Source organism: Sphingomonas sp. STIS6.2 (genome assembly GCF_000732685.2).
Lineage (GTDB): Bacteria > Pseudomonadota > Alphaproteobacteria > Sphingomonadales > Sphingomonadaceae > Sphingomonas > Sphingomonas aerolata.
In genome coordinates, this window is record NZ_JPDP02000100.1 from 19,294 (window position 1) to 44,543 (window position 25,250).

The window sequence follows — 25,250 nt, forward strand, 5'->3', positions numbered from 1 at the left end:
CGGTTATTGTAAGAAAATGTCGGGTGCTTCGCGCTGCATGGGTGGCGCGGAACCGATCGTCGCGCAGGGGCGTAGACGCCTTGCGAGAAACAGGGGCGAACAATGGGGTGCGGCAGCTGCCGGTCACCCCGGCCGTCGCGTCGAACGCACAGGATGTCGCTGATGCCGCGATACAGATTTCAGATCGCCCTGCGCGGCGAGGTGATCGAGGATCACGAGGGGATCGAACTCGCGCATCGCGCGGCGGCGATCGAGCATGCGATCGTCGCGATGCGCGAGATGCTGGCGGAGGACATCCGCCAGGGCTGTGTCGACCTGACGATGCGGATCGAGATCATCGAGGGTTGCGGTGCGACAGTCCACGTCGCCGACTGTGCCGCGGCGATGGCGGCCGGGACGATGCCGGCCCGCCGCCGCGCCTGACGCGCGGCGGCGGGCCGACGATCCTTACCAGTGGCCCTTACCAGTGGCCGGTGTTGGGCATCGACGCCCAGGGCTCGGCGGGGTCGAGCCGGCCGTCCTGCAACAGCTCGATCGAGATGTTGTCGGGGGTGCGGACGAACGCCATGTGGCCGTCGCGCGGCGGGCGGTTGATCGTCACGCCGGCGTCCTGAAGCCGCTGGCAGGTCTCGTAGATATTGTCGACGCGGTAGGCGAGGTGGCCGAAATTGCGGCCTTCGCCATACTCTTCGGGATCCCAGTTGTGCGTCAGCTCGACCTCGGCGCTCTCGTCACCGGGCGCGGAGAGGAAGATCAGCGTGAAGCGACCCTGCTCGTTTTCGAGGCGGCGGGCCTCCTTCAGCCCGAGCAGCTCGAAGAACGCGATCGTCTTGGCCGGATCGGTGACCCGGATCATCGTGTGCAGATATTTCATGGACGGCCTTTTCGGGTTGGATCGCCGGTAGATAGGCGGCGCCCCGGCAGGGTTCCAGAGGGGCGGACGGGGTTGTGGGGCATTCACCGTGGAGCCTGTTGCCGCGTCACTATCCTCCGTCCGTTATCCCCGCGGAGGCGGGATCCAGAGGGGCGGGCGGGGGTGGCCGGGCCGTGAGGGTTGCCAGTCTGGGTTCCCGCCGCCGCAGGAATGACGGTGGCGCGGGTGCGGCTCTCCGGGCGGATCAGGGTTTGGCCGGGTCGAACTGGCGGAGCGCGGCGATGGCGTTGCGGGCGGTGGGGGTGTCGGGGGCGAGGCGCGCGGCTTCGGCCCAGGCGGCGCGGGCGCGGGTCTCGTCGCCGTCGCGCGCGGCGATGTTGCCCGCCTCGAGCTGGACCGAGGCGTCGTCGGGGGAGCGCTTGAGCGCCTCGGCGATGTCGCCGCGTGCACGGGGCAGATTGCCCATCCGCCGCGCGAGCGTCGCGGACAGGAGCCAGGCGAGCGGATCGTCGCCCGCGGTGGTCAGTGCGAGATCGATATCGGTGCGCGCGGAGGCGAGATCGTCCGCCGCGACGAGCGCGCGCGCATGGTCGAGCCGTGCCTCGCCGAGCTGGAGCCCGGTCAGCGTCCCCGCGGTGAGCGCCGAATCGAGCGCGACGCGCGCCTTGGTCGCGTCGCCCGCGGCGAGCCAGGCATTGCCGCCCTGCGCCCAATAGGTCGCGGCACGATCGTCGTGCGCGAGCTGTGCGTCGCGCGCCGCGCTCTCGAATTCGGCGGCGGCGGCGGCCCAGTTCTTTTCCGCGGCAAAGGCGAGCCCGCCACAGTCGCGCGCCGCGGCGCCGCCGCCCGCCATCCGCCAGCGGCCCGCCTCGGCACGCGCGGCGACCGGATCGGTGGCGATCGTCGCGATGCAGCGCTGGAGCCGCGTGGCATCGTCGGCGGGGCCGGCGGCGGCGGGCCTGGCGGCCGGTGCCGCGGTCGGCTTGGCGGCAGGCTTTGTGGCGGGGCTGGCGGCCTGGGACAGGAGCAGCGCGGGGGCGAGCAGCATCAGGATCATAGGCGGGCGATCACATCCTCGACCGCGCGGATGATCAGCGCGATGTCGGAATCGCGTGACAGGCGGTGATCGCCGTCCTTGACGAGCAGTGTCTGCACATCGGCTGAACGAAGCAGCTCGGCGAGCCGGGTGGTGCGTAGCCACGGCACGTCCTTGTCGCGCTGGCCCTGGATCAGGCGGACGGGGCAGCGGATCTCGATCCAGCCGAACATCAGCCGGTTCGCCTCGCCCGACGCCCAGAAGCCGCGGGTGTAGATGGTGGGTTCGGGCCCGTACTCGTTGGCGCGTTCGAGCCGGCCCGCGCTGAGCAGCGTCAGCTTTTCCTCAGGGGTGAAGCCCCAGTCGGTGAAGTCGGGTGCGGGGGCGATGCCAACGAGGGCTGCGACCAGATCGGGGCGGGCCTTCGCGACGAGCAGCATCAGCCAGCCGCCGAGCGACGAGCCGACGAGCACCGCGGGGCCGTCCGCCAAGGCCTCGAGCATCGCGATCACGTCGTCGCGCCAGTCGACGAGCGTCTGATCCTCGAACGCGCCTTCGCTGCGGCCGCAGCCGCCATAATCGAAGCGGAGATAGGCGCGGCCCTGCGATTTCGCCCAGGCCTCGAGCGTGACCGCCTTGGTGCCCGTCATGTCCGAGCCATAGCCCGACAGGAAGACGATCGTCGGGCCGGTGCCGGTCGTGTGGTGATAGGCGAGGCGGGGGCGGTCCGGCGCGGGGGTGGTGGTGTCGGTCATGCGCGGGGCTTTAGCCAAAGCGGGCGGACGGGGCTAGGTCAGGCTGGTGCAGAGGGGCTGGTGAAGATGTCCTCGATCGCGAGGCCGAACAGCTCGGCGATGCGGAAGGCGAGCGGGAGCGAGGGGTCGTAGCGGCCGGTCTCGATCGCGTTGACGCTCTGGCGCGAGACGTCGAGGCGGTCGGCGAGATCGCCCTGGCTCCAGTCGCGTTCGGCGCGCAGGACTTTCAGGCGGTTCTTCATGCTGTCCCTGCGCGCACCGCGGCGATGTTGACGCACCCGCCGAGCATCAGGCCGGCAAACCAGAGCACACCCGCCGAATAGGCCGGGACATGGGGCGCGAGGCCGAAGCTTTCGAGGAAGCCCCAGATCGTCGTCGCGCAGAGCATGAAGACGGTGGCGATCAGCGTCTGACGGACGTTCATCGTGCGGATATATTCGTCGGGCTCGTCGCGCAGATAGCGGCCCCAGGCGAGGAAGACGCCGAGCAGCGGGATCGCGGGCAGCACCGCGAGGAGATAGGCGAGCGGGCCGGTCGGCGGATGGCTGCGGAACAGCGCCACCACGCCGAACAGCGTGCCCATGTACGCAAGGCTGAGACCGAGAACGGTGGCGTTGTAGCGGCGCAGCGCGGGGCTCTTGTGCATGGTCAAGCGTCCTTTCGAATCGGTAAAGGAAGCTTGTCATTTGGGTGGGTGTGAGTCAAGGGGGCTTTACAGCGGGGGCGGGGTTGAGGGGATGCGATCGCGACTGTCCGTTCTCCCACGTAGGCGGGAGTCCAGGGTGGCAGGGCTCGGTGCTGCTTGGCTCTGGATCCTGACTTTCGTCAGGATGACGGGGGGAGGGGGGGCGCTTCCTCGCCGTCGGGAGGACGGGTGGGGAGGGCGGCGCTTCCTCGTCATCGGGAGGACGGGTGGGGGGCTGCACTTCACCGCCGTCATCCTGGGCTTGACCCAGGATCCAGGGTTACGGGGCACAGCGCTGTTGGCTCTGGGTCCTGACTTTCGTCAGGATGACGGGTGGGGAGAGGGCGGCGCTTACCGCCTTCGTCCTGGGCCCCCGCTTTCGCGGGGGGACGGGGTCAGATGATGAATTCTACCGTTTTCATCTGGGTCTGGTCGGCGGCGACGGCGCCGCGTTTGGCGACCATCTGGCGGTGGAGTTCGCGGACGGTGTCGCTGCCGCTGGTCTTGCACAAAGCGGGGACGACCGCGTGGACGAGGGCGCCGAGGCCGCCGGCGATCATCGTCACGCCGAACCGGCTGGCGACGCCGAAATGCTCGGCATAGCTTTCGCCGACGGTGGCGGGATGGTCGAGGAAGAGGCGGCGGAACATCGGCGGGTCTCCGGACGGGGGATCGGGCTTATCCTATCAGCCGGCGAGGGATTCGACCATGGTCGCCGCGAGCAGGCTGAGCGTGTCGTCGCGCGCGCCCATCACGACGATGCGGTCGCCGGGGCGCGCCTCGGCGACGAGCAGCGCGGCGGCGTCGGCGCGGTCGGCGATGTGGCGCGCGTCGCGGTCTCGTGAGGCGATCTGTGCGACGATGTCGGCGCTCGTGACCTCGCGGGTGACGGTGCCGCCATAATAGGCCGGGTCGGGGAGGACGAGCAGGTCTTCGGGCGCCATCCGGTCGACGAAGGTGGCGACGAGTTCGGTGCCCATGACCTTCAAGGGACCATAGCCGTGCGGCTGGAACAGGATCAGCAGGCGGCCGGGAAAGGCGTGGAGCGTGTCGAGCGTGGCGGCGATCTTGTCGGGGTTGTGGCCGAAATCGTCGATCACCGCGACGCCGTTTGCCGTGCCGACCAGATCGAAGCGGCGGCGCAGGCCGGTGAAGCTCGCGAGTGCCCTGACCGCGTCGGGCAGCGACACGTCGGCGGCCATCGTCGCGCCGATCGCGGCGAGCGCGTTCGACACGTTGTGACGGCCGGGGACGGCGAGCTTTACGCGCGTGCGGACGCCGCGCGAGACGAGGTCGAAGGTTATCGCGAAGGGTTCGGGCTTCAGGTTCTCGGCGCGCAGGTCGGCGGACGCGTCGATCGCGAAGGTGGTGACCTGGCCGCGGGGCAAGCGCGCGGCGAGCGCGGCGGCGTCGGGGTCGTTGGCGTTGACGACCGCGGTCTCGGCCTTGGCGATGAAGGCGCCGAAGAGCGCGCGGAGTTCGTCGAGCGACTTGTGGTCGAGGCTGACATTGTTGAGCACCGCGATCCTGGGCGCGTAATGCGCGATCGAGCCGTCGCTTTCGTCGACCTCGCTGACGAAGGTGTCGCCCTCGCCGACTAAGGCACTCGCGAAGGGGGCGTCGGGCCCTGCGAAATTCTTCATGACCGCGCCGTTCATCACGGTCGGGTCGCGGCCGGTGGTGTGGAGGATCCAGCCGATCATGCCGGTGACGGTCGACTTGCCGCTGGTGCCGGCCACGCCGATCGGCAGGCGGCTGTCGTTGAACAAGGAGGCGAGCAGCTCGGCGCGGGTGGCGCGCGGGCAGCCGAGCGCGGCGGCGGCGATCATGTCGGGGACGGTCGGCTCGATCGCGGCGGAGGCGACGACGTGCTGGTCCGCGGAGACGATGCCGCTGCCGTCCTGCGGGAAGAGCGCGACCCCCTTGGCGGCGAGATCGTCGAACTTGGCGGGGACGCGGCCCTGGTCGAGATTGCGGTCCGAGCCCGCGACGGTCGCGCCGCGGCCCGCGAGGATCATCGCGAGCGGCATCATGCCCGACCCGCCGATGCCGATGAAGAAATAGGCGGGCTGGTCGGCGGCGGTCTGGTCGGAGGGGTTGGTGATATCCATGTGCTCGCGCTATCGGCGGTTGCGTAACGGGGCAAGACAGGACGAACCATGCGCATCGGTGTTCTCGCCGCGTCGAGCCGGACCAATCCTTCGGCGATCCCCGTGGTCACCGCCTATGCGGCACGCGCGTTTCCCGAGGTCGAGCTGGTGTTCCATCCGCAGTGCACCGCGACCGACGGGCATTTCGCGGGGTCGGATTTCGCGCGGGCGGCGGCGTTTCTGGAATACGCCAATGATCCGGCGTTCGACGCGATCTGGTTCCTGCGCGGGGGCTATGGCGCGAACCGGATCCTGCAGATGGTGATGCCCGAGCTGGGGCGCGCGGCGCGGCACAAGATGTATCTGGGCTATTCGGATGTCGGGTTCCTGCTGGGGGCGCTGTACGCACGGCGGATCGGGCGGGTGGCGCACGGGCCGATGGTGAGCGACATCAACCGGCATGACGGCGAGGCGACGGTGGCGCGGTCGCTCGGCTGGATGGCGCGGGGGGATCGCAGCGGACTCGAGCCGGGGCTCGGGGGGCAGCCTTCGGCGGCGTTCAATTTGTCGATCCTGACGTCGCTGATCGGGACGCCGTGGCTGCCGGATCTGACCGATCATGTGCTGATCGTCGAGGAGGTGTCGGAGCCGATGTATGCGATCGACCGGATGCTGTTCAAGGTGGCGAACGCGACGCAGCTGAAGGGGATTGCCGGGCTCAGGCTCGGGGCGGTGACCGCGGTGCAGGCGAACGAGCCGGCCTGGGGGGAGACGCTGGATTACATGATGGTGCGGTGGGCGCGGGATATGGGGGTGCCGTATCTGGGGCGGGCCGAGGTGGGGCACACGCAGGGGAACCATGTGGTGCCGTTTGGGGTGGGGTGAGGGGGCAGATTGCCTCCACCCCGGCGGAGGCCGGGGTCCAGGTGGTGAGGTCGGCGTGACTGGGCGCTGTCCGTCATCAGCGGCGTTTCCCAACTGGGCCCCGGCCTTCGCCGGGGTGGGGTTTGGGGGTGGGCGCGGGGGTATTGCGGCGTGCTGGGGTTGCGGGGGGCGCGCTGTTTGGCTCTGGGTCGTGACTTTCGTCAGGATGACGGGGGTGGGTCCACCCCGGCGGAGGCCGGGGTCCAGGTGGTGAGGTCGGCGTAACTGGGCGCTGTCCTTCATCAGCTTCGTTTCCCAACTGGGCCCCGGCCTTCGCCGGGGAACATGGGGGCGGTTCGTGGGGTGTCGGTGCGAGGCGGGTTGCCTATATCGGCTGGGCGACGGCATAAGCGCCGCTCTTCCATCACGAGAAAGTTCCTCATGTCTGCCATGTTCCGCATTACGCTTCCCGACGGTTCCGTCCGCGAGGTTGCGCCCGGGACTACGCCCGCGGATGTTGCTGCGGCGATCGGGCCGGGGCTTGCCAAGGCGGCGCTCGCGGCGCGGATCGATGGGCAGGTGCGGGATCTCGGGCGGCCGTTCGAGGGCGATACGCAGCTGGCGCTGGTGACCGCGCGCGACGAGGCGGATGCGCTCGAGCTGGTGCGGCATGACCTGGCGCATGTGATGGCGGAGGCCGTGCAGCATCTGTTTCCCGGCACGCAGATCACCTTCGGGCCGGCGACCGACGACGGCTTCTACTACGACTTCGCGCCGAAGGACCGGCCGTTCACCGACGAGGACCTGCCCGCGATCGAGGCGGAGATGCGGGCGATCATCGCGCGGAACGAGCCGTTCCTGCGCGAGGTCTGGTCGCGCCAGCAGCTGATCGACCGGTGGACCGAGCAGGGCGAGACGTTCAAGGCCGAATGGGCCGCCGAGCTGCCCGAGGGCGAGGAACTGACCATCTATCGCCAGGGCGAGTGGCTCGACATGTGCCGCGGGCCGCACATGGTCTCGACCGGCAAGCTCGATCCCGCGGCGTTCAAGCTGACGCGCGTCAGCGGTGCCTATTGGCGCGGTGACCAGAAGAACGCGATGCTCAGCCGGATCTACGGCACCGGCTGGCTCAACAAGAAGCAGCTCGACCAGCACCTGTTCCGGCTGGAGGAAGCCGCCAAGCGCGATCACCGCAAGATCGGGCAGGAGATGGACCTGTTCCACCTCCAGTCCGAGGCGCAGGGGTCGGTGTTCTGGCATCCCAACGGCTTCGTGCTGTGGCGCCAGCTCGAGGCGTATATGCGCCGGCGGCTGGATGCGGCGGACTATGCCGAGGTGAAGACGCCGCAGCTGATGGACGCCAAGCAGTGGGAGCAGTCGGGCCACTGGGGCAAGTATCGCGAGAACATGTTCGTGGTGCCCGACGAGATTCCCAATGTGGAAGACGAGGGCGCGGTCCTGTCGGGCGAAGGCGACCTGATGGCGCTCAAGCCGATGAACTGCCCCGCGCACGTCCTGATCTTCAAGCAGGGGATCAAGTCGTATCGCGACCTGCCGATCCGGATGGCCGAGTTCGGCTGCTGCCACCGCAACGAGCCGCATGGCGCGCTGCACGGCATCATGCGCGTGCGGCAGTTCACGCAGGACGACGCGCATATCTTCGTCCGCGAGGACCAGCTGGTCGAGGAGGTGCGCAAGTTCTGCGAGCTGCTCGACAGCGTGTACAAGCATCTGGGCTTCGAGGATTATGCGGTGAAGCTCGCGCTGCGCCCCGAGAAGCGGTTCGGCGACGATGCGATGTGGGACAAGGCGGAGGCGGAGCTGCGCGAGGCGGTGATGCAGTCGACGCTGTCCGACACGATCAAGGCGAATTTCGAGGAGCTACCGGGCGAGGGGGCGTTCTATGCGCCGAAGCTCGAATTCCACCTGACCGATGCGATCGGGCGGACGTGGCAGGTCGGCACGATCCAGTCGGACCGCGTGCTGCCCGAGCGACTCGACGCATCCTATGTCGGCGCGGATGGCGAGCGGCATCGGCCAGTGATGCTCCACCGCGCGATTCTGGGCACGTTCGAGCGGTTCATCGGCATATTGATCGAGCATCATGCCGGGCGCTTCCCGCTGTGGCTGGCGCCGGTGCAGGTGGTGGTCGCGACGATCGTGTCGGATGCGGACGACTATGCGCACAGTGTCGTGGCCGCGCTGCGCAAGGCGGGGATCCGCGTCGAGACCGACCTGCGCAACGAGAAGATCAACTACAAGGTGCGCGAGCACAGCCTGGCCAAGGTGCCGGTGCTGTTCGTGGTCGGCAAGCGCGAGGCGGACGAGGCGACGGTCGCGATTCGCCGGCTCGGCAGCCAGGGGCAGGAGATGCTGTCGCTCGACGAGGCGGTGGCACGCCTTGCGATCGAGGCGCGCGCTCCCGATATGTGATGGACGAGGCCGGCTTTCCGCGCAGAGCTTTCTGCGCTATAAGCCGGCCCAAATACTTCGTCAGAAACAACAGGAGCAACCCCCATACGTCCTCCCACGATGCGCCGGCCCATGCAGACGCCCGCGATGAACGGCCCGCGATTCAACGAATTCATCCAGAGCCAGAAGGTCCGCGTGATCGATCACGAGGGCGAGAATCTGGGCGTGATGTACACGCGCGAAGCGATCGAGCAGGCGGCCGAGCATGGTCTGGACCTGGTTGAGGTCTCGCCCAACGCCGATCCGCCCGTCGCCAAGTTCCTCGATGTCGGCAAGTTCAAGTACGAGGCGCAGAAGAAGGCGAACCTCGCACGCAAGTCGCAGAAGACGCAGGAGATCAAGGAGATCAAGATGCGTCCGAACATCGACGACCATGATTACGACACGAAGATGAAGAAGGTGAACGACTTCATCGGCGAGGGCGACAAGGTCAAGATCACGCTGCGCTTCCGTGGCCGCGAGCTGAGCCATGGCCAGCTGGGCATGAACCTGTTGAAGCGCGTGCAGGACGACGTCGCGGAGATCGCCAAGATCGAGGCGTATCCGCGCATGGAAGGCCGTCAGATGCTGATGGTGCTCGCGCCCAAGTAACGGCGTGACGACGCGGCCCGCGATGCGGGACGCGCCGTGACAATAGCGCCCCCGCGTTGCGGGGCGCGGCGACGATAGTGACCGGCCCATCGCCCCCTGTCCGGGGCGGTGGGCCGTTTGCGTTGGGGTGCAGTCACCATGACCCTTTCCGTAGCGTCAATCGCCGCGGTCGAACCGCCCGTGCGCGATGCATCGATTTCGGGGCTATCACGCGGTGTTATTGCTCGGTGTTGCGGAAGTGCGACACAGCGACCGGAAAGTTACTTCCGCATACGGAAATCGGTGGACGCTGCATGAAAATTCCAATTACCTCCTGACCAAACCGGAAATTCGAAATAATTCGAAGCCGCCAGGAGAGATGCCCATGCGCATGACCGCATATCTGTTGTCTGCCGCCGCGACGATCGCGATCGCGGCGCCGACCTTCGCACAGGATGTCCCGACGACGCAGCCCGAGGCGCAGACCGTACCCTCAAATACATCGGGTACCGCCGCCGCGTCGGTCGATGCGCAGCAGCAGCCGGTTGCCGAGAACGCGAATCCCCAGCCGATCAACGCAGGCGACATCGTCATCACCGCGACGCGCCGCTCCGAGCGGCTGTCGAACGTGCCGATCGCGGTGTCCGCGGTGGGGCAGGCGGCGCTGCAGAATTCGGGTGCGACCGACATCCGCCAGATGACGCAGCTCGCGCCGTCGCTGCTGATCTCGTCGACGGGGTCGGAGGCGAACGCCTCGGCGCGTATCCGCGGCATCGGCACGGTCGGCGACAATCCCGGCCTCGAAAGCTCGGTCGCGGTGTTCATCGACGGCGTCTATCGCAGCCGCACCGGCTCGGGTCTGAACGATCTCGGCGAAGTCGACCGGATCGAGGTGCTGCGCGGGCCGCAGGGGACGCTGGCCGGGCGCAACGCATCGGCGGGCACGATCAACATCCTGACCAAGCTGCCGTCCTACCAGTTCGGCGGCTATGGCGACGCGACCTATGGCAATTACAACAATATCCGCATCGCGGGCGGGCTGACCGGGCCGATCATCAAGGACAAGCTGGCGTTCCGGCTCGACGGCGTGTTTGGCAAGCGCGACGGCTATTATTACGACGTCATCAACCAGACCGACTATAACGACCGCAACCGTTATTTCGTGCGCGGGCAGCTGCTGTTCGAGCCAAGCAGCGACGTGTCGGTGCGGCTGATCGGCGATTACACGCGGCGTGACGAGAAGTGCTGCGGCGCGGTCTATATCGACACGCGCGAGAAGATCGATCCGACGCCGGGCGTCGCGGGCGACTTCGCGATCAACCCCGCGGGCAACCGCATCCAGCAGGTCATGCAGAGCATGGGCGCGGTGTTCCCGAGCCAGGGCGACCCGTATAACCGCCGCATCGCCAACACGCTGGGCCGCGCCTATTCGAACATCACCAAGGATTATGGCGGTTCGGGCCAGATCGACGCGAACCTGGGCTTTGCGCAGCTGACCTCGATCACCGCGTATCGCGAGTACAAGTCGGGCGGCGCGGCCGACATCGATTACGGCAATCTCGACATCGGTTACCGTGCGGACGACGGCAACAGCTATCGCCAGTTCCACACCTTCAGCCAGGAAGTCCGGCTGAACGGGTCGCTGTTCGACGACAAGCTCGACTGGCTGGTCGGCGGCTATTATTCGAAGGAAGACCTGGTCGTTGCGGACAACCTGAAGTTCGGGACGCAATATGGCGCGTTCGCCGCGTGCCGGATCGTCGCGACGGTCAACCCGGCGGCGGCGCTGCGCAATCCGGCCAATCCGGGCTGCCTCAGCGCGGCGGGACGTGCGGTCCTGTCGGGACAGGTTCCGGGCACGCAGCCCGCCTTCGGCGCGCTGACCGGTACCATCCTGAGCGGCATCGACCGGCTGAGCACGCTCAACAATCTGGGCGACCAGCGGTCGACCTATTATCAGGACAGCGAGAATTACGCGTTCTTCACGCACAACATCTTCAAGGTCACCGACAAGCTGTCGATCACCGGCGGGCTTCGCTACACGCATGAGCAGAAGGACTTCCACGCCGATTTCAACAACAACAACACCGTCTGCCCCGCGCAGCAGGCGGCGCTGAGCCCGCTGCTGGCGAGCGCGGCGGTGCCCGCCAGCCTGAAGACGCTGGTCGGCGGGATCGTCACGCTGACCTGCACGGGCAATTCGACCTCGGCGCTGAACGGGCTCGATCTGAACGACGGGTTCAAGGAAGGCGAGTTCAGCGGCACGGGGATCGTGTCGTACAAGCCGCGCACCGACACGCTGCTCTATGCGTCCTATTCGCGCGGCTACAAGGCGGGTGGCTACAACCTCGACCGGTCGGACCTGACCGCGAACGTGTTCGCCGCGCCGACCAATGCGAGCGCGAGCCGGCTGCGGTTCGATCCCGAGACGGTCAATTCCTATGAGCTGGGGCTGAAGTTCACCTCCGCGCAGTTCACCTTCAACGTCGCGGGCTTCCGCCAGGAGTTCAAGAACTTCCAGCTGAACACGTTCAACGGCACCAACTTCATCGTCCAGAACATCAGCTCGTGCGACACCAGCCTGAACGGCGCGGATCGCGATGCGAGTGCGGCGACGGGCGCGTGCACCGGCGACGTGAAATACGGTGTGCGGTCGCAGGGCGTCGAGCTCGAGGCGGGGCTGTTCCCGGCCCGCGACGTCGCGGTGTCGCTCGGCTACACCTATGTCGACACGACCTTCAAGAACAACCTGGTCGGGTCGGAGACGGGCGAGGCGCTCGACCCCGCGCTGTTCCTGCTGTCGGGCAACACGCTGTCGAACGCGCCCAAGCACACGGTCACCGCATCGGGGACGTGGACGCCCGAGCTGGGGTCGTCGGGGATCACCGGGCTGTTCTACATCGATGGCCGCATGACCAGCGACTATAACACCGGGTCGGACCTGTTCACCGAGAAGGCGCAGGACGGCTTCTTCCTGATGAACGCGCGGATCGGCATCCGTGGGCCGGCGCAGAAATGGGCGGTCGAATTGTGGGCGCAGAACCTGCTCGACACCGATTACCAGCAGGTCGGCTTCAACGCGCCGTTCCAGGGTGCGGGCAATCTCGACCAGGTGAAGGCGTTTGGTGGTGTGGGGAACCAGATCTTCACCTCGTACCTCGCCGAGCCGCGGACCTATGGGCTGACGGTGCGCACGCGGTTCTGATTGCGTTTGGAGGTAGGGGAGGCCGGTCCGTTCGCGGGCCGGCCTTTTTTCGTTTGTGGGGGGCCTTCGTTCACGTCCGTCATCCTGACGAAAGTCAGGATCCAGGATAACTCAGCGAGACGTTCGTGGCTCTGGATCCTGACTTTCGTCAGGATGACGATTAGTCAGGCGGCGAGGTCTAGTTCCTTGCCGGCGGCCGCCGCGAGCAGGCGGCGTTCGAGCGTCTTCAGCCGGGCGGGGGCGGTGATGCGGTCGCCGGTGAGGTCGGTGATGTAGAAGGTGTCGACCGCGCGTTCGCCGTACGTCGCGACATGCGCGGAGTGGATCGTCACCTTCGACTGGAAGAGCGCCTGGGCGAGCCGGTTGAGCAGGGCGGGGCCGTCGCGGGCGTTGACCTCGACCACGGTGAAGCGGTTCGAGGCGCGGTTGTCGATCATCGCATTGGGGACGATGTCGAACGCCTCGGCGCGCGCGCGCGGGAGGGGCTTTGCGACGAGGCGGTCGGCGAGCTTGCCGCGGTTGGCGAGCGCATCCTCGATCGCGGTCTTCAGCCGGGCAAGCTGTTCGCTGCCGTCGAACGGGCGGCCGAACGGATCCTGGACGAGGAAATTGTCGACCGCCATGCCGTCGCGCGTGGTGTGGATCCGCGCGTCGATGATGTTGCCGCCCGCGACATGGATCGCGCCGGCGATCCGGTAGAAGAGCCCGGGATGATCCGCGGCGTAGATCGTCACGAGCGTGGCGCCGCGGCCCGGATAGACATGCGCGTCGATCGCGAGCTGCGCGTCGCCGGTGCCGGCGAGGAAGCGGGCATTGTGGACGAGCACGTCCTCGGGCTCGGCGATCCAATAGGCCTCGGGCATGCGGCGGACGAACGCGGCGAACTCGGCGTCGCTCCAGCCGAGATCGGCGTGGAGCGTCTCGTGCTTGGCGGCGATGCGTTCCGCGCGACCCTTCTGCTTGTGGCCGAGCCGGAGCACCTCCTCGGCCGATTCATAGAGGTCGCCGAGCAATTGCCGCTTCCAGCCGTTCCAGACGCCGGGGCCGACCGCGCGGATGTCGACGATGGTGAGCACGAGCAGCAGGCGGAGTCGCTCGGGGCTCTGCACCACGTCGCAGAAGTCGAGGATCGTCTTGAAGTCCGACAGGTCGCGCTTGAACGCAGTCGCGGACATCAGCAGGTGCCAGCGGACGAGCCAGGCGACGGTCTCGGTCTCGGCCGGCGACAGGCCGAAGCGCGGGCAGAGGCGCTGCGCGACCTCCGCGCCGAGGATCGAATGATCGCCGCCGCGCCCCTTGGCGATGTCGTGGAGCAGCACCGCGACATAGAGGACGCGGCGCGAGACGATCTGGCGGAAGATCGCGCTGGCGAGCGGATGGTCGTCCTTCAAAGCGCCATTCTCGATCCGCGCGAGCAGGCCGAGTGCGCGGATCGTGTGTTCGTCGACGGTGTAGTGGTGGTACATGTCGAACTGCATCTGCGCGACGACGCGGCCGAAATCGGGCACGAAGCGGCCGAAGACGCCGGTCTCGTTCATCCAGCGCAGGACGAGTTCGGGATCGCGCGGCGAGCTGAGGACGTCGAGGAACAGCGCGTTGGCGGTCGGATCGTCGCGAATGTCGTCGACCAGCTTCACGTCGCGGGCGGCCGCGCGCATCGCGAGCGGGTGGATCTCGAGCGCGTTGCGGTCGGCGAGCTGGAAGATCTCGATCAGCCGGACCGGACTTGCACGGAAGAAGTCGTCGTCGGGCAGGGCCAGCCGGCCGCGGTCGAGGACGAAGCCGTTCAGGCGGCGCGGGCTGCGGCGGATCGTCGGCAGCCCGAAGCGGCGGCCGCGCGCGGCGAACTTCTCGTCGAGATGCGCGAGGAAGACGCCGGTGAGGTCGCCGACGGTCTTCGCCTGGAGAAAGTAGAAATGCATGAAGCGCTCGACCTTCGGCTTGCCCGGGCGGTCGGAGAAGCGCATCCGGTCGGCGATCTCGCGCTGGACGTCGAAGGTCAGCCGGTCCTCGGCGCGACCGGTGATGCTGTGGAGGTGGCAGCGCACCGCCTGGAAGAAATTGTCGGCGCGGTGGAAGAGGCGATATTCCGCCTTGGTGAACAGCCCGACATCGACGAGCTGGGCCGCGCGCTGGACGTCGTAGATGTACTTGCCGATCCAGAACAGCGCGTGGAGATCGCGCAGGCCGCCCTTGCCCTCCTTGACGTTGGGCTCGACGACATAGCGCGTGTCGCCCATCTTGCGGTGGCGCAGGTCGCGCTCGACGAGCTTGTCGGCGATGAACGCGCGCGCGGTATCCGCCTGGACCTCGACCTTGAAGCGGCGCGACGCCTCTTCGTAGAGATCCATGTCGCCGGTGACGTAGCGCGCCTCGAGCAGGGCGGTGCGGACGGTGATGTCGGCCTTGGCCTGGCGGATCATCTCGTCGAGCGAGCGGCTGGACTGGCCGAGCTTCAGCCCGAGATCCCAGAGCGTGTAGAGCATCGATTCGATGATGCGCTCGACCCGCGGGGTCTGTTTGCCCGGCGTGAGGAAGCCGATATCGACATCCGAATGCGGCGCCATCTCGCCGCGGCCATAGCCGCCGACCGCGATCAGCGTCAGCCGGTCGTCGGGGGTGGGGGCGGGCGCGGGGTGCAGCCGGGTGGTGGTGAAATCGAACAGCAGGCGGAGCAGCTGGTCGATCAGATAGGCCTGCGCGCTCGACACCTCGAGCCCGCGGCTGGGATGTTCGGCAAGCCGCTTGGCGACCTCGACCCGGCCCGCGTCGAGCGCGGCCTTGAGCAGGATCGTCGCCTGGCGGCCGAGCGCGACCGGGTCGGTCTCGTCCAGCGCGGCGATGGTGTCGGCGACCGCGCGGCGATCGATGATCGCGCGGCGGTTGGGCAGGTGATCGAAGCGGCCGGTCATGCGGGACCAGATAGGGCGCGCGGCGCCATTCGTCATCCTGATTGCGGGATTGGCCGTCGGACCCTAGGTCTTCGCGCGGGTTTGGCGAAAGGAAGACGATGAGCGAAGCGTTGCGCGTGGGACTGGCGGGCCTGGGAACCGTGGGGGGCGGCGTCATCCGGCTGCTCGACGCGAACCGCGAGCTGATCGCCAGACGGGCCGGGCGCGCGATCGAGGTCGTCGCGGTGTCGGCGCGCGACCGCTACAAGGATCGCGGCGTCGATCTGACGCGGTTCGCCTGGGTCGACGACACGACCGCGCTGGCGCAGCAGGCGGACGTCGATGTCGTCGTCGAGCTGATCGGCGGATCGGACGGCCCCGCGCTGACGCTCGCGCGCTCGACGTTGGGTGCGGGCAAGTCGTTCGTGACCGCGAACAAGGCGATGCTCGCGCATCACGGCTATGAGCTGGCGACCGCGGCGGAGGCGTCGCGCGTCGCGCTGAAGTTCGAGGCGGCGGTCGCGGGCGGGATCCCGGTGATCAAGGGCCTGCGCGAGGGCGCGGCGGCGAACGCGATCGGGCGGGTGTACGGCATCCTCAACGGGACGTGCAATTTTATCCTGAGCAAGATGGAGGCGGAGGGGCGCGATTTCGCCGAGATCCTCGCCGAGGCGCAGGCTTTGGGCTTTGCCGAGGCGGATCCGAGCTTCGACATCGACGGGGTGGATGCGGCGCACAAGCTGTCGATCCTCGCCTCGATCGCGTTCGGGACGCGGCCGGCGTTCGACACGGTCGCGGCGAGCGGCATCCGGCACCTGCTGGGCGCGGACATCGCCGAGGCGGCGGCCTTGGGCTACCGCGTGCGGCTGCTCGGACTGGCGGAGGATGGGCCCGACGGGCTGTTCCAGCGCGTGCATGCGCATCTGGTGCCGGTCGACCATCCGCTCGCGCATGTGACGGGGTCGCTGAACGCCGTGGTCGCGGAGGGCAATTTCGTCGGGCGGCTGCTGTTCCAGGGCGCCGGCGCGGGCGACGGGCCGACCGCGAGCGCGGTGGTCGCGGACCTGATCGACATCGCGCGCGGCGAGTACGGGCCGCCCTATGCGATGCCGGCGGCGTCGCTGGTCGCGGCGGCGACCGCGGACAGCGGCGAGCGGCGCGGGCGTGCCTATCTGCGCTTCACGGTCGCGGACCGGGTCGGCGTGCTGGCCGAGATCGCCGCGGCGATGCGCGACGCGGGCGTCTCGATCGAGAGCCTGATCCAGCGCGGCGCGATGGCGGACGGCAGCGTGCTCGTCGCGATCGTGACTCATGAGGGGCCGGAACGATCTGTGGCGCAGGCGCTGGAGAAATTGCGGGGGTCGCAGAGTTTGGTTGGGCAGCCGTTGTGGATGCATATTCTGGGGTGATTTTGGGGGTGGGGTGATGGTGACGGGCGACGGGCCTGCCGCCGGATGCCCTACCGATTGCCGTCATCCTGACGACGGTCAGGATCCAGGGTGGCGGAGGGCTGCACTGTGTGGCTCTGGATCCTGACTTTCGTCAGGATGACGGGGTTGGGTGGGGATGACGGCCCCTCCCTTTCGTCATCCTGGGCTTGACCCAGGATCCAGAGTTGCGGGGCGCTGCGCTGCTTGGCTCTGAGTCCTGGCTTTCGTCAGGATGACGGCGGTGCGTTACGGCCGCGCGGGGGGCGGGGGGGCGGGGTCCGACAGGTCGATGGCGATGCGGCCGGTCTTGTCGGGTTTCTTGGCGAAGGCGCTCTTGGCGAGCGCGACGGCGCCGGCGACGAGCGGGGCGATCGGCGGGCCGAAGCCGGACTGGCAGCCGCTCTGGGTCGCGGCGCAGGGTGTTCCCTCGAGCGACAATGCGCGGATCGCGGTCATGTTCGGGTTGGAGGCGACGGGGCGGTCGGGCGGGCCCCAGTCGGGGAGCGGGAGGCGCGGGCCCGACTGGGTGCCGGGCGCGCAGACCGTGATCGTCTTGTCGCCCTCCTTCACCACCGGGCAGTCGGGGGGATTGAGGATCGACCAGCTCTTTTCGGTCGGGGCGGACGATACCTGTGTGGCGGCGGGCTTGGCCGCAGGTGTAGCGCCGGCCTGTGTGAGCGCGAGCAGGGTGACGAGAATCATCGGCGGCGCCTCAACGGTTTGCGGTGATCACTGGCATCGGCGGAGCATGGACCCGATCGGGGCGTCTTGCCACTACTGTCATCGGGATGGTGTGATGGGGAAGGGCGCGGGGATCAGGGCGCGGGTTTGCGGAGGCCGCCGGCGGTGACGCCCGCCGCGCCGACGCCGACCGACACGCCGGCCATGCCGCCGCCGACCTGGAACGGGCCCATGTCCTGGACCGGGGTGCGCGCGTTGAGCAGCCGGACACGTTCCGCGGCGAGGCTTTCGTGGCGCGGATCGCCGGGGTCGTGCTCGACGAACGGCACGCGGAACCGATCCGCCTGGCGCAGGCCGCAGACGGTGATGTCGGTCGAGGCGGGATCAATGACGCAGCGGGGTTCGGCGGCGAGTCGCTCGCTGGCCTTGGCGAGCAGCGGGTCCTGAGCGAGAGCCAGAAGCAAGGCGAACATGATCTGTCCCCGATACGCGATGGGCCGATACGAAGCTCGTCGCGACGGTGACGCACGCGCAGGCGAGCCGCAAGCGTCAGTCGGTCGGATCCCGATCTATCCTGGCGACGCCGAGCCGGGGGATCTCGATCGCGGGGCAGCGGTCCATGACGACCTGAAGCCCGGCGGCTTCGGCGCGGGCGGCGGCGTCCTCGTTGATGACGCCGAGTTGCAACCAGACCGCTTTCGCGCCGATCGCGATCGCCTGGTCGACGGCCTCGCCCGCGGCGGCGGAGTTGCGGAAGATGTCGACGATGTCGATCGGGTCGCCGAGCTGGGCGAGTTCGCGAAAGACGAATTCGCCGTGGATGTGCTCGCCGGTGATCTGCGGATTGACCGGGATGACGCGGTAACCGTGCGCCTGCATCCGCGCCATCACGCCGTAGGAGGGGCGGTCGGGGCGGTCGGAGGCGCCGACCAGCGCGATCGTGCGCGCGTTTTCGAGCAGCGTCCTGATATCGGAATCGGCGGTAAGAGGCATCGCGGCGTCCTCTTCGGGGAGCACCCGTCCGGGTCTGTACATAGACCGGTCGGGTGGCTGGAATCCTGGTCCGCTCGTGCCGTAGCTCTACGCGCCAGGCACGACCGGTAACAGCACAACGGCGCGGGCCCCAAAACGTTTCACATTTTTCCAATCCATGCGACGACCTGAGCGGCGAGGGCGGCGAAGATCACGTCGTCGGGCTCGGCCGCGGGGGGCGTTCCCGCGTCGGAGGCGGTGCGGATCGACAGCGTCAGCGGGACGCGGCCGAGGAACGCGATGCCGAGCTCACGCGCCGCCGTCTCGGCACCGCCGTTGCCGAACGGATCCGAACTCTCGCCGCAATGCGGGCAGACATAGCCGGCCATGTTCTCGACCAGCCCGATGATCGGGATGCCGGCTTTCTCGAACAGGTCGATCGCGCGGCGGGCGTCGATCAGCGCGAGATCCTGCGGGGTCGAGACGATGATCGCGCCTGCGGGACGGTATTTCTGGACCATCGTCAGCTGGACGTCGCCGGTGCCGGGGGGAAGGTCGAGCACCAGCGTGTCGGTCGCGCCCCAGTCCGCCTCGACTAGCTGGCCGAGCGCGCCCGCCGCCATCGGCCCGCGCCAGGCGAGCGCGCGGCCGGGATCGACGAGCTGGCCCATCGACAGGAGGGGGACGCCGTAGGGGGTGGGGACCGGGTCGAGCACCTTGTCCTTGGCGGTCGGGCGGGTGCCCTCGACCCCCATCAGCCGCGGCTGCGACGGGCCATAGATGTCCGCGTCGACGAGGCCGACGCGGCGCCCGGCCCTGGACAGCGCGATGGCGAGGTTGGCGGACAGCGTCGACTTGCCGACCCCGCCCTTGCCGCTGGCGACCGCGATCAGCCGGCGGGTGGTGCGTTCGGCGGTCATGACCACGCGCACCTCGCCGACGCCCGGCGCGGTCGCGGCCATCTTCACCGTCGCCTCGAGCGCGTCGCGCGCCTTGGGGTCGAGCCCGGTCGCGTCGACGACCACGCCGAGCCGCGTTCCTTCGAGTCGCACCGTGGCGCGCGCGCCCGCCACTGCGGCAATCGCCGCCTTTACCGCTTCAATGTCGATCATCGCCGCCAGATAGGCCCGTGGCGGGCGCTTGGCACTGTTTTTCCGCGATGGCACACCTATAAAGGTTGGATGACGATCTTTACGCGCTGGCTCCGGCGTCCCCCCATTCTCGCCGTCGAAACGCCAAAGGGCCCCTGGGGCGGCTCGGGTGACGACAATGCCGGCGAGGGCGGCGGCCCCCGCAATCCCTGGGCGCTGCCCCCCGGCGGTCGCAAGCCGACCGGCAAGCCGAGCGCGCTCGACGAATTCCTGAAAAAGGCGCGGGTTTCGGGCGGCGGTGGCGGCGGCGGCGGAAGCGGCGGCGGTTTCGGCGGCCTGCCGACGGGCGCCAATGCGCGCGCGCTGTGGGCGATCGCGGTGGCGGTGATCGTGGTGCTGTGGCTGCTGTTCACGTCGTTCCACCAGATCGGGCCGCAGCAGCGCGGCGTGGTCACCTATTTCGGCAAATATGCCGGCACGCTCGACCCGGGCATCCGACTGACCCCGCCCGCGCCGATCGCGAGCGTCGAGGTGGTCGACGTGCAGAATATCCGCACCGACAATTTCCCTGTCGGCGACGGCGAGAACCTGACGCTGACCGGTGACCAGAACATCATCGATCTGGCCTATTCGGTGCGCTGGGACATCGCCGATCCGCGCGATTACGTGTTCCAGCTCGCCGAGCCGAACACCACGGTGCGCGCCGCGGCCGAGAGCGCGATGCGCGCGGTGGTCGCGACGACGACGCTGGAACAGGCGATCGGCACGGGCCGCACGGTGATCGAGCAGCGCGTCGCCGAGCTGACCCAGCAGATCCTGAACGACTACAAGTCGGGCGTCCGCATCCAGGGCGTTGCGATCAAGCAGGCCGCCGCGCCCGCGCAGATCGTCGAGGACTTCAACGCGGTGACCGCGGCGCAGCAGGAAGCGATCGCCAACCTCAACCAGTCGCGCTCGTACGCGCAGCAGGTCGTGGCGCGCGCGCAGGGCGAGGCCGCATCGTTCGACAAGGTCTATGAGCAATATCGCCTCGCCCCCGAGGTGACGCGTCGACGGATGTATTACGAGACCATGGAAGCGGTATTGGCCAAGAGCGACAAGACGATTGTCGAGACCCCGGGCGGCGTCGTCCCCTATCTGCCGTTGCGCAACGGCAAGCGGCTCGCCGATCCGGAGGTCGCGCCGCGCGCCGGCCAGCCGGCGACGCCCGCGCCGGCCGCGGCTGCCGCCGCCGCCCAGCCGGGAGCCGCCCAGTGAACGGCCTGACCTGGCGTAACCCGCTGATCGCGGGCGCGATCGCGCTGGTGCTCGTGATCCTTGCCGCGGCGAGCTTTGCGATCGTGCCGGAAACGCAGCAGGCGGTGATCCTGCGGTTCGGCCAGCCGATCCGGACGGTCAACGCCTATGCGCCCGGCCAGCCCTTCGGCCAGACCGGCGCGGGGCTGATCGCGCGCGTGCCGTTCATCGACCGCATCGTGTGGATCGACAAGCGCGTGCAGGACATCGAGCTGGACAACACGCTGGTGCTGTCGACCGACCAGCTGCGGCTCGAGGTCGATGCCTATGCGCGCTACCGCGTCGTCGACCCGCGCAAGATGCGCAACGCGGTCGGCAGCGAGGAACGCATCCCCGACCAGCTGCGCCCGATCCTGGGGTCGGCGCTGCGCAACGAGCTGGGCAAGCGGCGCTTCGTCGAGCTGCTCAGCCCCGAGCGGTCCGAGCTGATGGACAATATCCAGACCGGGCTGCAGCGCGTCGCGAGCCAGTACGGCGTCGAGATCGTCGACGTGCGGATCAAGCAGGCGAACCTGCCCGTCGGCCTGCCGCTCGAAAGCGCGCTCAAGCGCATGTCGAGTGCACGCCAGCAGGAGGCGATCACGATCCGCGCCGAGGGCCAGAAGCAGGCGCAGATCGTGCGTGCGCAGGCGGATGCCGATTCGGCGAAGATCTATGCCGAGAGCTTTGGCAAGGATGCCGATTTCTACGACTTCTACCGGGCGATGCAGTCCTATCGGCACACGTTCGGGGCGGATGGCGGTCCGGCACCGGAAGGATCGACGTCGATAATTCTTTCGCCGAACAACAGCTATCTGCGGGAATTCGAGGGCCGCGGGCGTTAAAGCCCGTGAGCTTGCTCTGAACACCCGTTCATATTCAAGCGTCGTTCAGCCGTAATCGGCGATGAAACCCCGGTTTCGGACGATGAAACGAGAGGACAATATCCAGTGCGTTACGCCTACGCCATTACCAGCGCTCTACTGCTCGGCGGCGCGACCGCGACGCTCGCGCTCCAGCCCGGCACCGCTTCGGGGACCGGCCAGGTCGCCCAGAACGAACCCGGCGCGATCCAGGCGGTCGTGCCCAAGTCCGGCGCGCCGATGAGCTTTGCCGACATGGTCGCGCGGCTCCAGCCCGCGGTCGTGAACATCTCGACCAAGCAGACGATCGTCCAGAAGCAGCAGGCCAACCCGTTCGCGGGCACGCCGTTCGGCGAGCTGTTCGGCGGCATGGGCGGCGGTCCGCAGGGTGGCCCGCCGGTCAAGCGCGAGGGTGCGTCGCTCGGCTCGGGCTTCCTGATCTCGGCGGACGGCTATGTCGTCACCAACAACCACGTGATCTCGCCGGGCGCGCAGGGCGCGACGGTCGATTCGATCACGGTGACGCTGAGCAACAAGAAGGAATATGTCGCCAAGGTCATCGGCAAGGACCAGGAATCGGACCTGGCGCTGCTCAAGATCGACGCGCCGAACCTGCCCTTCGTCAAGTTCGGCGATTCGAACGGCGCGCGCGTCGGCGACTGGGTCGTCGCGATCGGCGAGCCGTTCGGGCTGGGCGGCACGGTGACCGCGGGGATCATCTCGGCGATCAACCGCGTCACCGGGCAGGGCGGCGCGTATGACCGCTTCATCCAGACCGACGCGTCGATCAACCAGGGCAATTCGGGCGGGCCGATGTTCGACCTGAACGGCAATGTGATCGGCGTGAATTCGCAGATCTTCAGCCAGTCGGGCGGCAATATCGGCATCGGCTTCGCGATCCCCGCGGCGACCGCCAAGCCGATCATCGCGACCTTCATGAAGGGCGGCACGATCGAGCGCGGCTATATCGGCGTGACGCTGGGCCGTGGCGGTACGATCGACGAGGATACCGCCGCCGCGCTCGGCATCGCCAAGAACCAGGGCGAGCTGATCAACGACGTCACCGCGGGTGGGCCCGCGGCGCGCGCCGGCGTGCGCGCGGGCGACGTGGTGACCAAGGTCAACGGCCAGGTCGTCACGGTCGACCAGTCGCTGTCCTACCTCGTGTCGAACGTGAAACCCGGCCAGACCGCGCGGCTCGACATCCTGCGCAACGGCAAGCCGACGAGCGCGAACGTGGTCGTCGTGCCGCGGCCGAGTGCTGACAAGCTGGCGGCGACGCTGGGCGGCGACGCGCAGGGTTTCGGCACGGACGACGGCGATGACGATGATGCGGCGACCGGCGCGGCACCCACCGCGGGTGCGGCGCTCGGGATCGGCGTCCAGCCGCTGACCCCGGCGATCGCGCAGGCGGTCGGCGTCGAGGCGGGCACGCAGGGCGTGGTGATCGCCGCCGTCGCGCAGACGAGCGATGCGTTCGGCAAGCTCAAGCGCGGCGACGTGATCATCTCGGTCAACGGCACGCCGGTGCGCAGCGCAACCGAGCTGCAGGGCGCGGTCACGACGGCCAAGGCCGCCGGGCGCCCGCAGGTGCTGTTGCAGGTCAAGCGCGGGCGCGGGCCGGCGCAGTTCCTGCCGGTCAAGATCAAGTAATCGACCCGACACTCGTGTGTCCCGAAGGACCGTCGCTCACCCGAGCGGCGGTCCTTTTTCTTTGCGGGGCGCGGGGTTAGGATCGGGATCGACAGCGAGGACATAGCAGCATGGGCGACGGCATCTTCATCGGCGCGAGCGCGGACGGTACGCGGCAGACGCTCGAGCTCAGACGCGCGAACCGGCACGGGCTGATCGCGGGCGCGACGGGGACGGGCAAGACCGTCACCGTGCAGGGGATCATCGAGGGGTTTTCGGCAAACGGCGTGCCGTGTTTCGTCGCCGACGTGAAGGGCGACCTGTCGGGGCTCGCGATGGCGGGATCGCCGACCGCGAAGACGCATGCGATCTTTGCCGAGCGTGCCAAGGCGATCGGCGATGACGGCTGGGCCTATGCGGACACGCCGGTGCAGTTCTGGGACCTGTTCGGCGAGCAGGGGCATCCGATCCGCACGACGATCAGCGAGATGGGGCCGGTGCTGCTCGCGCGGCTGCTCGACCTGAACGAGGTGCAGGAGGGGGTGCTGACGATCGCCTTCCACGTCGCGGACACCGAAGGGCTGCTGCTGATCGATCTCGACGATCTGCAGGCGATGCTGAGCGAATGCGCGGGGCGGGCGGACGAGCTGACGACGACCTATGGGAACGTGTCGAAACAGTCGATCGGCGCGATCCAGCGTGCGCTGCTCCAGTTGCGGTCGCAGGGCGCGGAGCATTTCTTCGGGGAGCCCGCGCTCGAATTGCGTGATTTCATCGGCGTCGACGATCGCGGGCGGGGGCTGGTCAACATCCTCGCCGCGGACAAGCTGATGGCGAGCCCCAAGCTCTATTCGACCTTCCTGCTGTGGTTGATGAGCGAGCTGTTCGAGCAGCTTCCCGAGATCGGCGATCCCGACAAGCCGGTGCTGTGCTTCTTCTTCGACGAGGCGCATCTGCTGTTCGATGCCGCGCCCAAGGCCCTGCTCGACACGATCGCGCAGGTCGTGCGGCTGATCCGGTCGAAGGGCGTGGGGGTGTATTTCATCACGCAGAACCCGATCGACATTCCCGAGACGATCGCGGGGCAGCTGGGCAACCGGGTGCAGCATGCGCTGCGCGCGTTCACGCCGCGCGACCAGGCGGCGGTGCGCTCGGCGGCGGAGACGTTCCGGGCGAATCCGGGGGTCGATGTCGCGACCGCGATCACCGAGCTGAAGGTGGGCGAGGCCCTGGTGTCGCTGTTGCAGGCGGACGGGTCGCCGACGCCGGTCACGCGCACGCTGATCAAGCCGCCGGTGTCGCGGGTCGCGCCGATCACGCCCGCCGAGCGCGCGGTGATGATCGAGACGGATGCGATCGGGGCGAAATACGACACTTTGGTCGATCGCGAGTCGGCGGAGGAGCTGCTCGCGGCGAAGACCGAAGCGGCGAGCGCGGCGGCGGCCGAGGCGAAGGCGACGACCGCGGCGGAGAAGGCGGCGGTGGCGCAGGCGAAGCTCGACGCGAAGGCGGCGCGCGAGGCGCGGGCGGCGGAGCGTGAGGCGGAGCGGGTGGAGCGCGCGGCCGAGCGCGAGGCGGCGGATTCGCCCTGGGCGAAGATGGCGTCGTCCGCGACGCGGGCCGCGAGCTCGTCGATCGGGCGGCAGGTGGCGAACGAGATCGGGAAACAGGTGTTCGGGACGAGCAGCCGGTCGCGGTCGCGCGGCGGGGCGTCGGGGGGTGGGCTTGTGGGGAGCGTGCTGCGCGGGGCGCTGGGGGGGTTGTTTCGGGGGTGATGGGGGTGGGGCGGACGCTCCTGCTTCCGCGCATACCACCCCGGCGGAGGCCGGGGCCCAGTTGGGGAGGTTGGAGTAACGGAGCGCTG

The 25,250-nt window shown here is 68.4% G+C and carries 22 protein-coding genes; 10 read left to right on the forward strand and 12 right to left on the reverse strand.

Translation table 11 applies throughout. From position 1 onward, the window contains the following. The first annotated feature begins 162 nt into the window (after positions 1 to 162). Positions 163 to 423, forward strand: a complete 261-nt coding sequence (locus sphst_RS12660; protein ID WP_107045618.1) for a DUF6894 family protein — start codon at positions 163 to 165, stop codon at positions 421 to 423. A 37-nt stretch (positions 424 to 460) separates the two neighbouring features. Here the strand turns inward: sphst_RS12660 and sphst_RS12665 are convergent, their stop codons facing one another. The 7 genes from sphst_RS12665 to sphst_RS12695 all read right to left on the reverse strand — a co-directional run bounded on the left by sphst_RS12665 (position 461) and on the right by sphst_RS12695 (position 5,461). Further along, a complete protein-coding gene (locus sphst_RS12665; protein WP_037531709.1) occupies positions 461 to 874 on the reverse strand; it encodes a VOC family protein in 414 nt (137 codons plus the stop codon). A gap of 244 nt (positions 875 to 1,118) precedes the next feature. Then, complete coding sequence (locus sphst_RS12670) at positions 1,119 to 1,931, reverse strand: tetratricopeptide repeat protein (protein ID WP_107045619.1); 813 nt, start codon at positions 1,929 to 1,931, stop codon at positions 1,119 to 1,121. Beyond that, positions 1,928 to 2,665, reverse strand: coding sequence for an alpha/beta fold hydrolase (locus sphst_RS12675; protein WP_107045620.1), 738 nt, complete (start codon positions 2,663 to 2,665; stop codon positions 1,928 to 1,930). The genes sphst_RS12670 and sphst_RS12675 overlap by 4 nt, the downstream gene beginning before the upstream one ends. A 38-nt stretch (positions 2,666 to 2,703) precedes the next feature. Beyond that, the gene (locus sphst_RS12680) at positions 2,704 to 2,907 is read right to left on the reverse strand and encodes a helix-turn-helix transcriptional regulator (RefSeq protein ID WP_031394295.1); all 204 of its coding nucleotides are present in this window, start codon (positions 2,905 to 2,907) and stop codon (positions 2,704 to 2,706) included. Continuing rightward, complete coding sequence (locus sphst_RS12685; protein ID WP_043156979.1) at positions 2,904 to 3,311, reverse strand: hypothetical protein; 408 nt, start codon at positions 3,309 to 3,311, stop codon at positions 2,904 to 2,906. Before sphst_RS12685 ends, sphst_RS12680 begins: the two co-directional genes overlap by 4 nt. A 434-nt stretch (positions 3,312 to 3,745) precedes the next feature. Next, positions 3,746 to 4,000 (reverse strand): DUF6356 family protein, encoded by a 255-nt coding sequence (locus sphst_RS12690; RefSeq protein WP_031395112.1) that lies wholly within the window; start codon positions 3,998 to 4,000, stop codon positions 3,746 to 3,748. Between the two features lie 36 nt (positions 4,001 to 4,036). Next, positions 4,037 to 5,461 carry a UDP-N-acetylmuramate--L-alanine ligase gene (locus tag sphst_RS12695; RefSeq protein WP_107045621.1) on the reverse strand — a complete coding sequence of 475 codons (1,425 nt, stop codon included), beginning with the start codon at positions 5,459 to 5,461 and terminating at the stop codon, positions 4,037 to 4,039. Between the two features lie 48 nt (positions 5,462 to 5,509). On the opposite strand from sphst_RS12695, the gene sphst_RS12700 reads away from it, so the two are divergent. The 4 genes from sphst_RS12700 to sphst_RS12715 all read left to right on the forward strand — a co-directional run bounded on the left by sphst_RS12700 (position 5,510) and on the right by sphst_RS12715 (position 12,551). Continuing rightward, positions 5,510 to 6,325: an LD-carboxypeptidase gene (locus sphst_RS12700; protein WP_107045622.1), complete on the forward strand. Its 816-nt coding sequence runs from the start codon at positions 5,510 to 5,512 to the stop codon at positions 6,323 to 6,325. A gap of 420 nt (positions 6,326 to 6,745) precedes the next feature. Next, positions 6,746 to 8,737 (forward strand): threonine--tRNA ligase, encoded by a 1,992-nt coding sequence (thrS, locus tag sphst_RS12705; RefSeq protein WP_031396175.1) that lies wholly within the window; start codon positions 6,746 to 6,748, stop codon positions 8,735 to 8,737. 99 nt (positions 8,738 to 8,836) lie between these two features. Further along, entirely contained in the window at positions 8,837 to 9,367 is a 531-nt protein-coding gene (gene infC / locus sphst_RS12710) for a translation initiation factor IF-3 (protein WP_031396176.1), read from the forward strand. 364 nt (positions 9,368 to 9,731) lie between these two features. Then, on the forward strand, positions 9,732 to 12,551 hold the full coding sequence (locus tag sphst_RS12715) for a TonB-dependent receptor (protein WP_031396177.1): 2,820 nt from the start codon (positions 9,732 to 9,734) through the stop codon (positions 12,549 to 12,551). A gap of 164 nt (positions 12,552 to 12,715) precedes the next feature. Here sphst_RS12715 and sphst_RS12720 read toward each other — a convergent pair whose 3' ends face one another. Continuing rightward, positions 12,716 to 15,463 carry a [protein-PII] uridylyltransferase gene (locus sphst_RS12720; RefSeq protein WP_056680729.1) on the reverse strand — a complete coding sequence of 916 codons (2,748 nt, stop codon included), beginning with the start codon at positions 15,461 to 15,463 and terminating at the stop codon, positions 12,716 to 12,718. Between the two features lie 98 nt (positions 15,464 to 15,561). Between sphst_RS12720 and sphst_RS12725 the strand changes: the two genes are divergently transcribed. Beyond that, positions 15,562 to 16,851 (forward strand): homoserine dehydrogenase, encoded by a 1,290-nt coding sequence (locus sphst_RS12725; RefSeq protein ID WP_107045623.1) that lies wholly within the window; start codon positions 15,562 to 15,564, stop codon positions 16,849 to 16,851. Positions 16,852 to 17,118: 267 nt separating this feature from the next. Here the strand turns inward: sphst_RS12725 and sphst_RS12730 are convergent, their stop codons facing one another. From sphst_RS12730 to sphst_RS12745, 4 genes are all read right to left on the reverse strand, one after another. Further along, positions 17,119 to 17,574 carry a hypothetical protein gene (locus tag sphst_RS12730; protein WP_107045624.1) on the reverse strand — a complete coding sequence of 152 codons (456 nt, stop codon included), beginning with the start codon at positions 17,572 to 17,574 and terminating at the stop codon, positions 17,119 to 17,121. Positions 17,575 to 17,687: 113 nt separating this feature from the next. After that, positions 17,688 to 18,026, reverse strand: coding sequence for a hypothetical protein (locus sphst_RS12735; RefSeq protein ID WP_056679394.1), 339 nt, complete (start codon positions 18,024 to 18,026; stop codon positions 17,688 to 17,690). Between the two features lie 76 nt (positions 18,027 to 18,102). Beyond that, a complete protein-coding gene (locus sphst_RS12740; RefSeq protein WP_031394873.1) occupies positions 18,103 to 18,546 on the reverse strand; it encodes a CoA-binding protein in 444 nt (147 codons plus the stop codon). A gap of 140 nt (positions 18,547 to 18,686) precedes the next feature. Continuing rightward, complete coding sequence (locus tag sphst_RS12745) at positions 18,687 to 19,637, reverse strand: Mrp/NBP35 family ATP-binding protein (RefSeq protein ID WP_107045646.1); 951 nt, start codon at positions 19,635 to 19,637, stop codon at positions 18,687 to 18,689. 69 nt (positions 19,638 to 19,706) lie between these two features. Between sphst_RS12745 and hflK the strand changes: the two genes are divergently transcribed. From hflK to sphst_RS12765, 4 genes are all read left to right on the forward strand, one after another. Next, positions 19,707 to 20,873, forward strand: a complete 1,167-nt coding sequence (gene hflK, locus sphst_RS12750; protein ID WP_107045626.1) for a protease modulator HflK — start codon at positions 19,707 to 19,709, stop codon at positions 20,871 to 20,873. Beyond that, positions 20,870 to 21,736 (forward strand): protease modulator HflC, encoded by an 867-nt coding sequence (hflC, locus tag sphst_RS12755; RefSeq protein ID WP_031395778.1) that lies wholly within the window; start codon positions 20,870 to 20,872, stop codon positions 21,734 to 21,736. The genes hflK and hflC overlap by 4 nt, the downstream gene beginning before the upstream one ends. 105 nt (positions 21,737 to 21,841) lie before the next feature. Then, positions 21,842 to 23,407 (forward strand): Do family serine endopeptidase, encoded by a 1,566-nt coding sequence (locus tag sphst_RS12760; protein ID WP_107045627.1) that lies wholly within the window; start codon positions 21,842 to 21,844, stop codon positions 23,405 to 23,407. 110 nt (positions 23,408 to 23,517) lie between these two features. Further along, on the forward strand, positions 23,518 to 25,161 hold the full coding sequence (locus sphst_RS12765; protein ID WP_107045628.1) for a helicase HerA-like domain-containing protein: 1,644 nt from the start codon (positions 23,518 to 23,520) through the stop codon (positions 25,159 to 25,161). Positions 25,162 to 25,250: the final 89 nt, after the last annotated feature.

Bases quoted from the DNA above. Each gene is read 5' to 3' on its own strand.
- sphst_RS12670 (WP_107045619.1), bottom strand. From the start codon at position 1,931: ATGATCCTGATGCTGCTCGCCCCCGCGCTGCTCCTGTCCCAGGCCGCC.
- sphst_RS12660 (WP_107045618.1), top strand. From the start codon at position 163: ATGCCGCGATACAGATTTCAGATCGCCCTGCGCGGCGAGGTGATCGAG.
- sphst_RS12725 (WP_107045623.1), top strand. From the start codon at position 15,562: ATGAGCGAAGCGTTGCGCGTGGGACTGGCGGGCCTGGGAACCGTGGGG.
- sphst_RS12745 (WP_107045646.1), bottom strand. From the start codon at position 19,637: ATGATCGACATTGAAGCGGTAAAGGCGGCGATTGCCGCAGTGGCGGGC.
- sphst_RS12680 (WP_031394295.1), bottom strand. From the start codon at position 2,907: ATGAAGAACCGCCTGAAAGTCCTGCGCGCCGAACGCGACTGGAGCCAG.
- sphst_RS12695 (WP_107045621.1), bottom strand. From the start codon at position 5,461: ATGGATATCACCAACCCCTCCGACCAGACCGCCGCCGACCAGCCCGCC.
- sphst_RS12665 (WP_037531709.1), bottom strand. From the start codon at position 874: ATGAAATATCTGCACACGATGATCCGGGTCACCGATCCGGCCAAGACG.
- sphst_RS12685 (WP_043156979.1), bottom strand. From the start codon at position 3,311: ATGCACAAGAGCCCCGCGCTGCGCCGCTACAACGCCACCGTTCTCGGT.
- sphst_RS12730 (WP_107045624.1), bottom strand. From the start codon at position 17,574: ATGATTCTCGTCACCCTGCTCGCGCTCACACAGGCCGGCGCTACACCT.
- thrS (WP_031396175.1), top strand. From the start codon at position 6,746: ATGTCTGCCATGTTCCGCATTACGCTTCCCGACGGTTCCGTCCGCGAG.
- sphst_RS12700 (WP_107045622.1), top strand. From the start codon at position 5,510: ATGCGCATCGGTGTTCTCGCCGCGTCGAGCCGGACCAATCCTTCGGCG.
- sphst_RS12720 (WP_056680729.1), bottom strand. From the start codon at position 15,463: ATGACCGGCCGCTTCGATCACCTGCCCAACCGCCGCGCGATCATCGAT.
- hflK (WP_107045626.1), top strand. From the start codon at position 19,707: ATGACGATCTTTACGCGCTGGCTCCGGCGTCCCCCCATTCTCGCCGTC.
- sphst_RS12690 (WP_031395112.1), bottom strand. From the start codon at position 4,000: ATGTTCCGCCGCCTCTTCCTCGACCATCCCGCCACCGTCGGCGAAAGC.
- sphst_RS12715 (WP_031396177.1), top strand. From the start codon at position 9,732: ATGCGCATGACCGCATATCTGTTGTCTGCCGCCGCGACGATCGCGATC.
- sphst_RS12735 (WP_056679394.1), bottom strand. From the start codon at position 18,026: ATGTTCGCCTTGCTTCTGGCTCTCGCTCAGGACCCGCTGCTCGCCAAG.
- infC (WP_031396176.1), top strand. From the start codon at position 8,837: ATGCGCCGGCCCATGCAGACGCCCGCGATGAACGGCCCGCGATTCAAC.
- sphst_RS12740 (WP_031394873.1), bottom strand. From the start codon at position 18,546: ATGCCTCTTACCGCCGATTCCGATATCAGGACGCTGCTCGAAAACGCG.
- sphst_RS12675 (WP_107045620.1), bottom strand. From the start codon at position 2,665: ATGACCGACACCACCACCCCCGCGCCGGACCGCCCCCGCCTCGCCTAT.
- sphst_RS12765 (WP_107045628.1), top strand. From the start codon at position 23,518: ATGGGCGACGGCATCTTCATCGGCGCGAGCGCGGACGGTACGCGGCAG.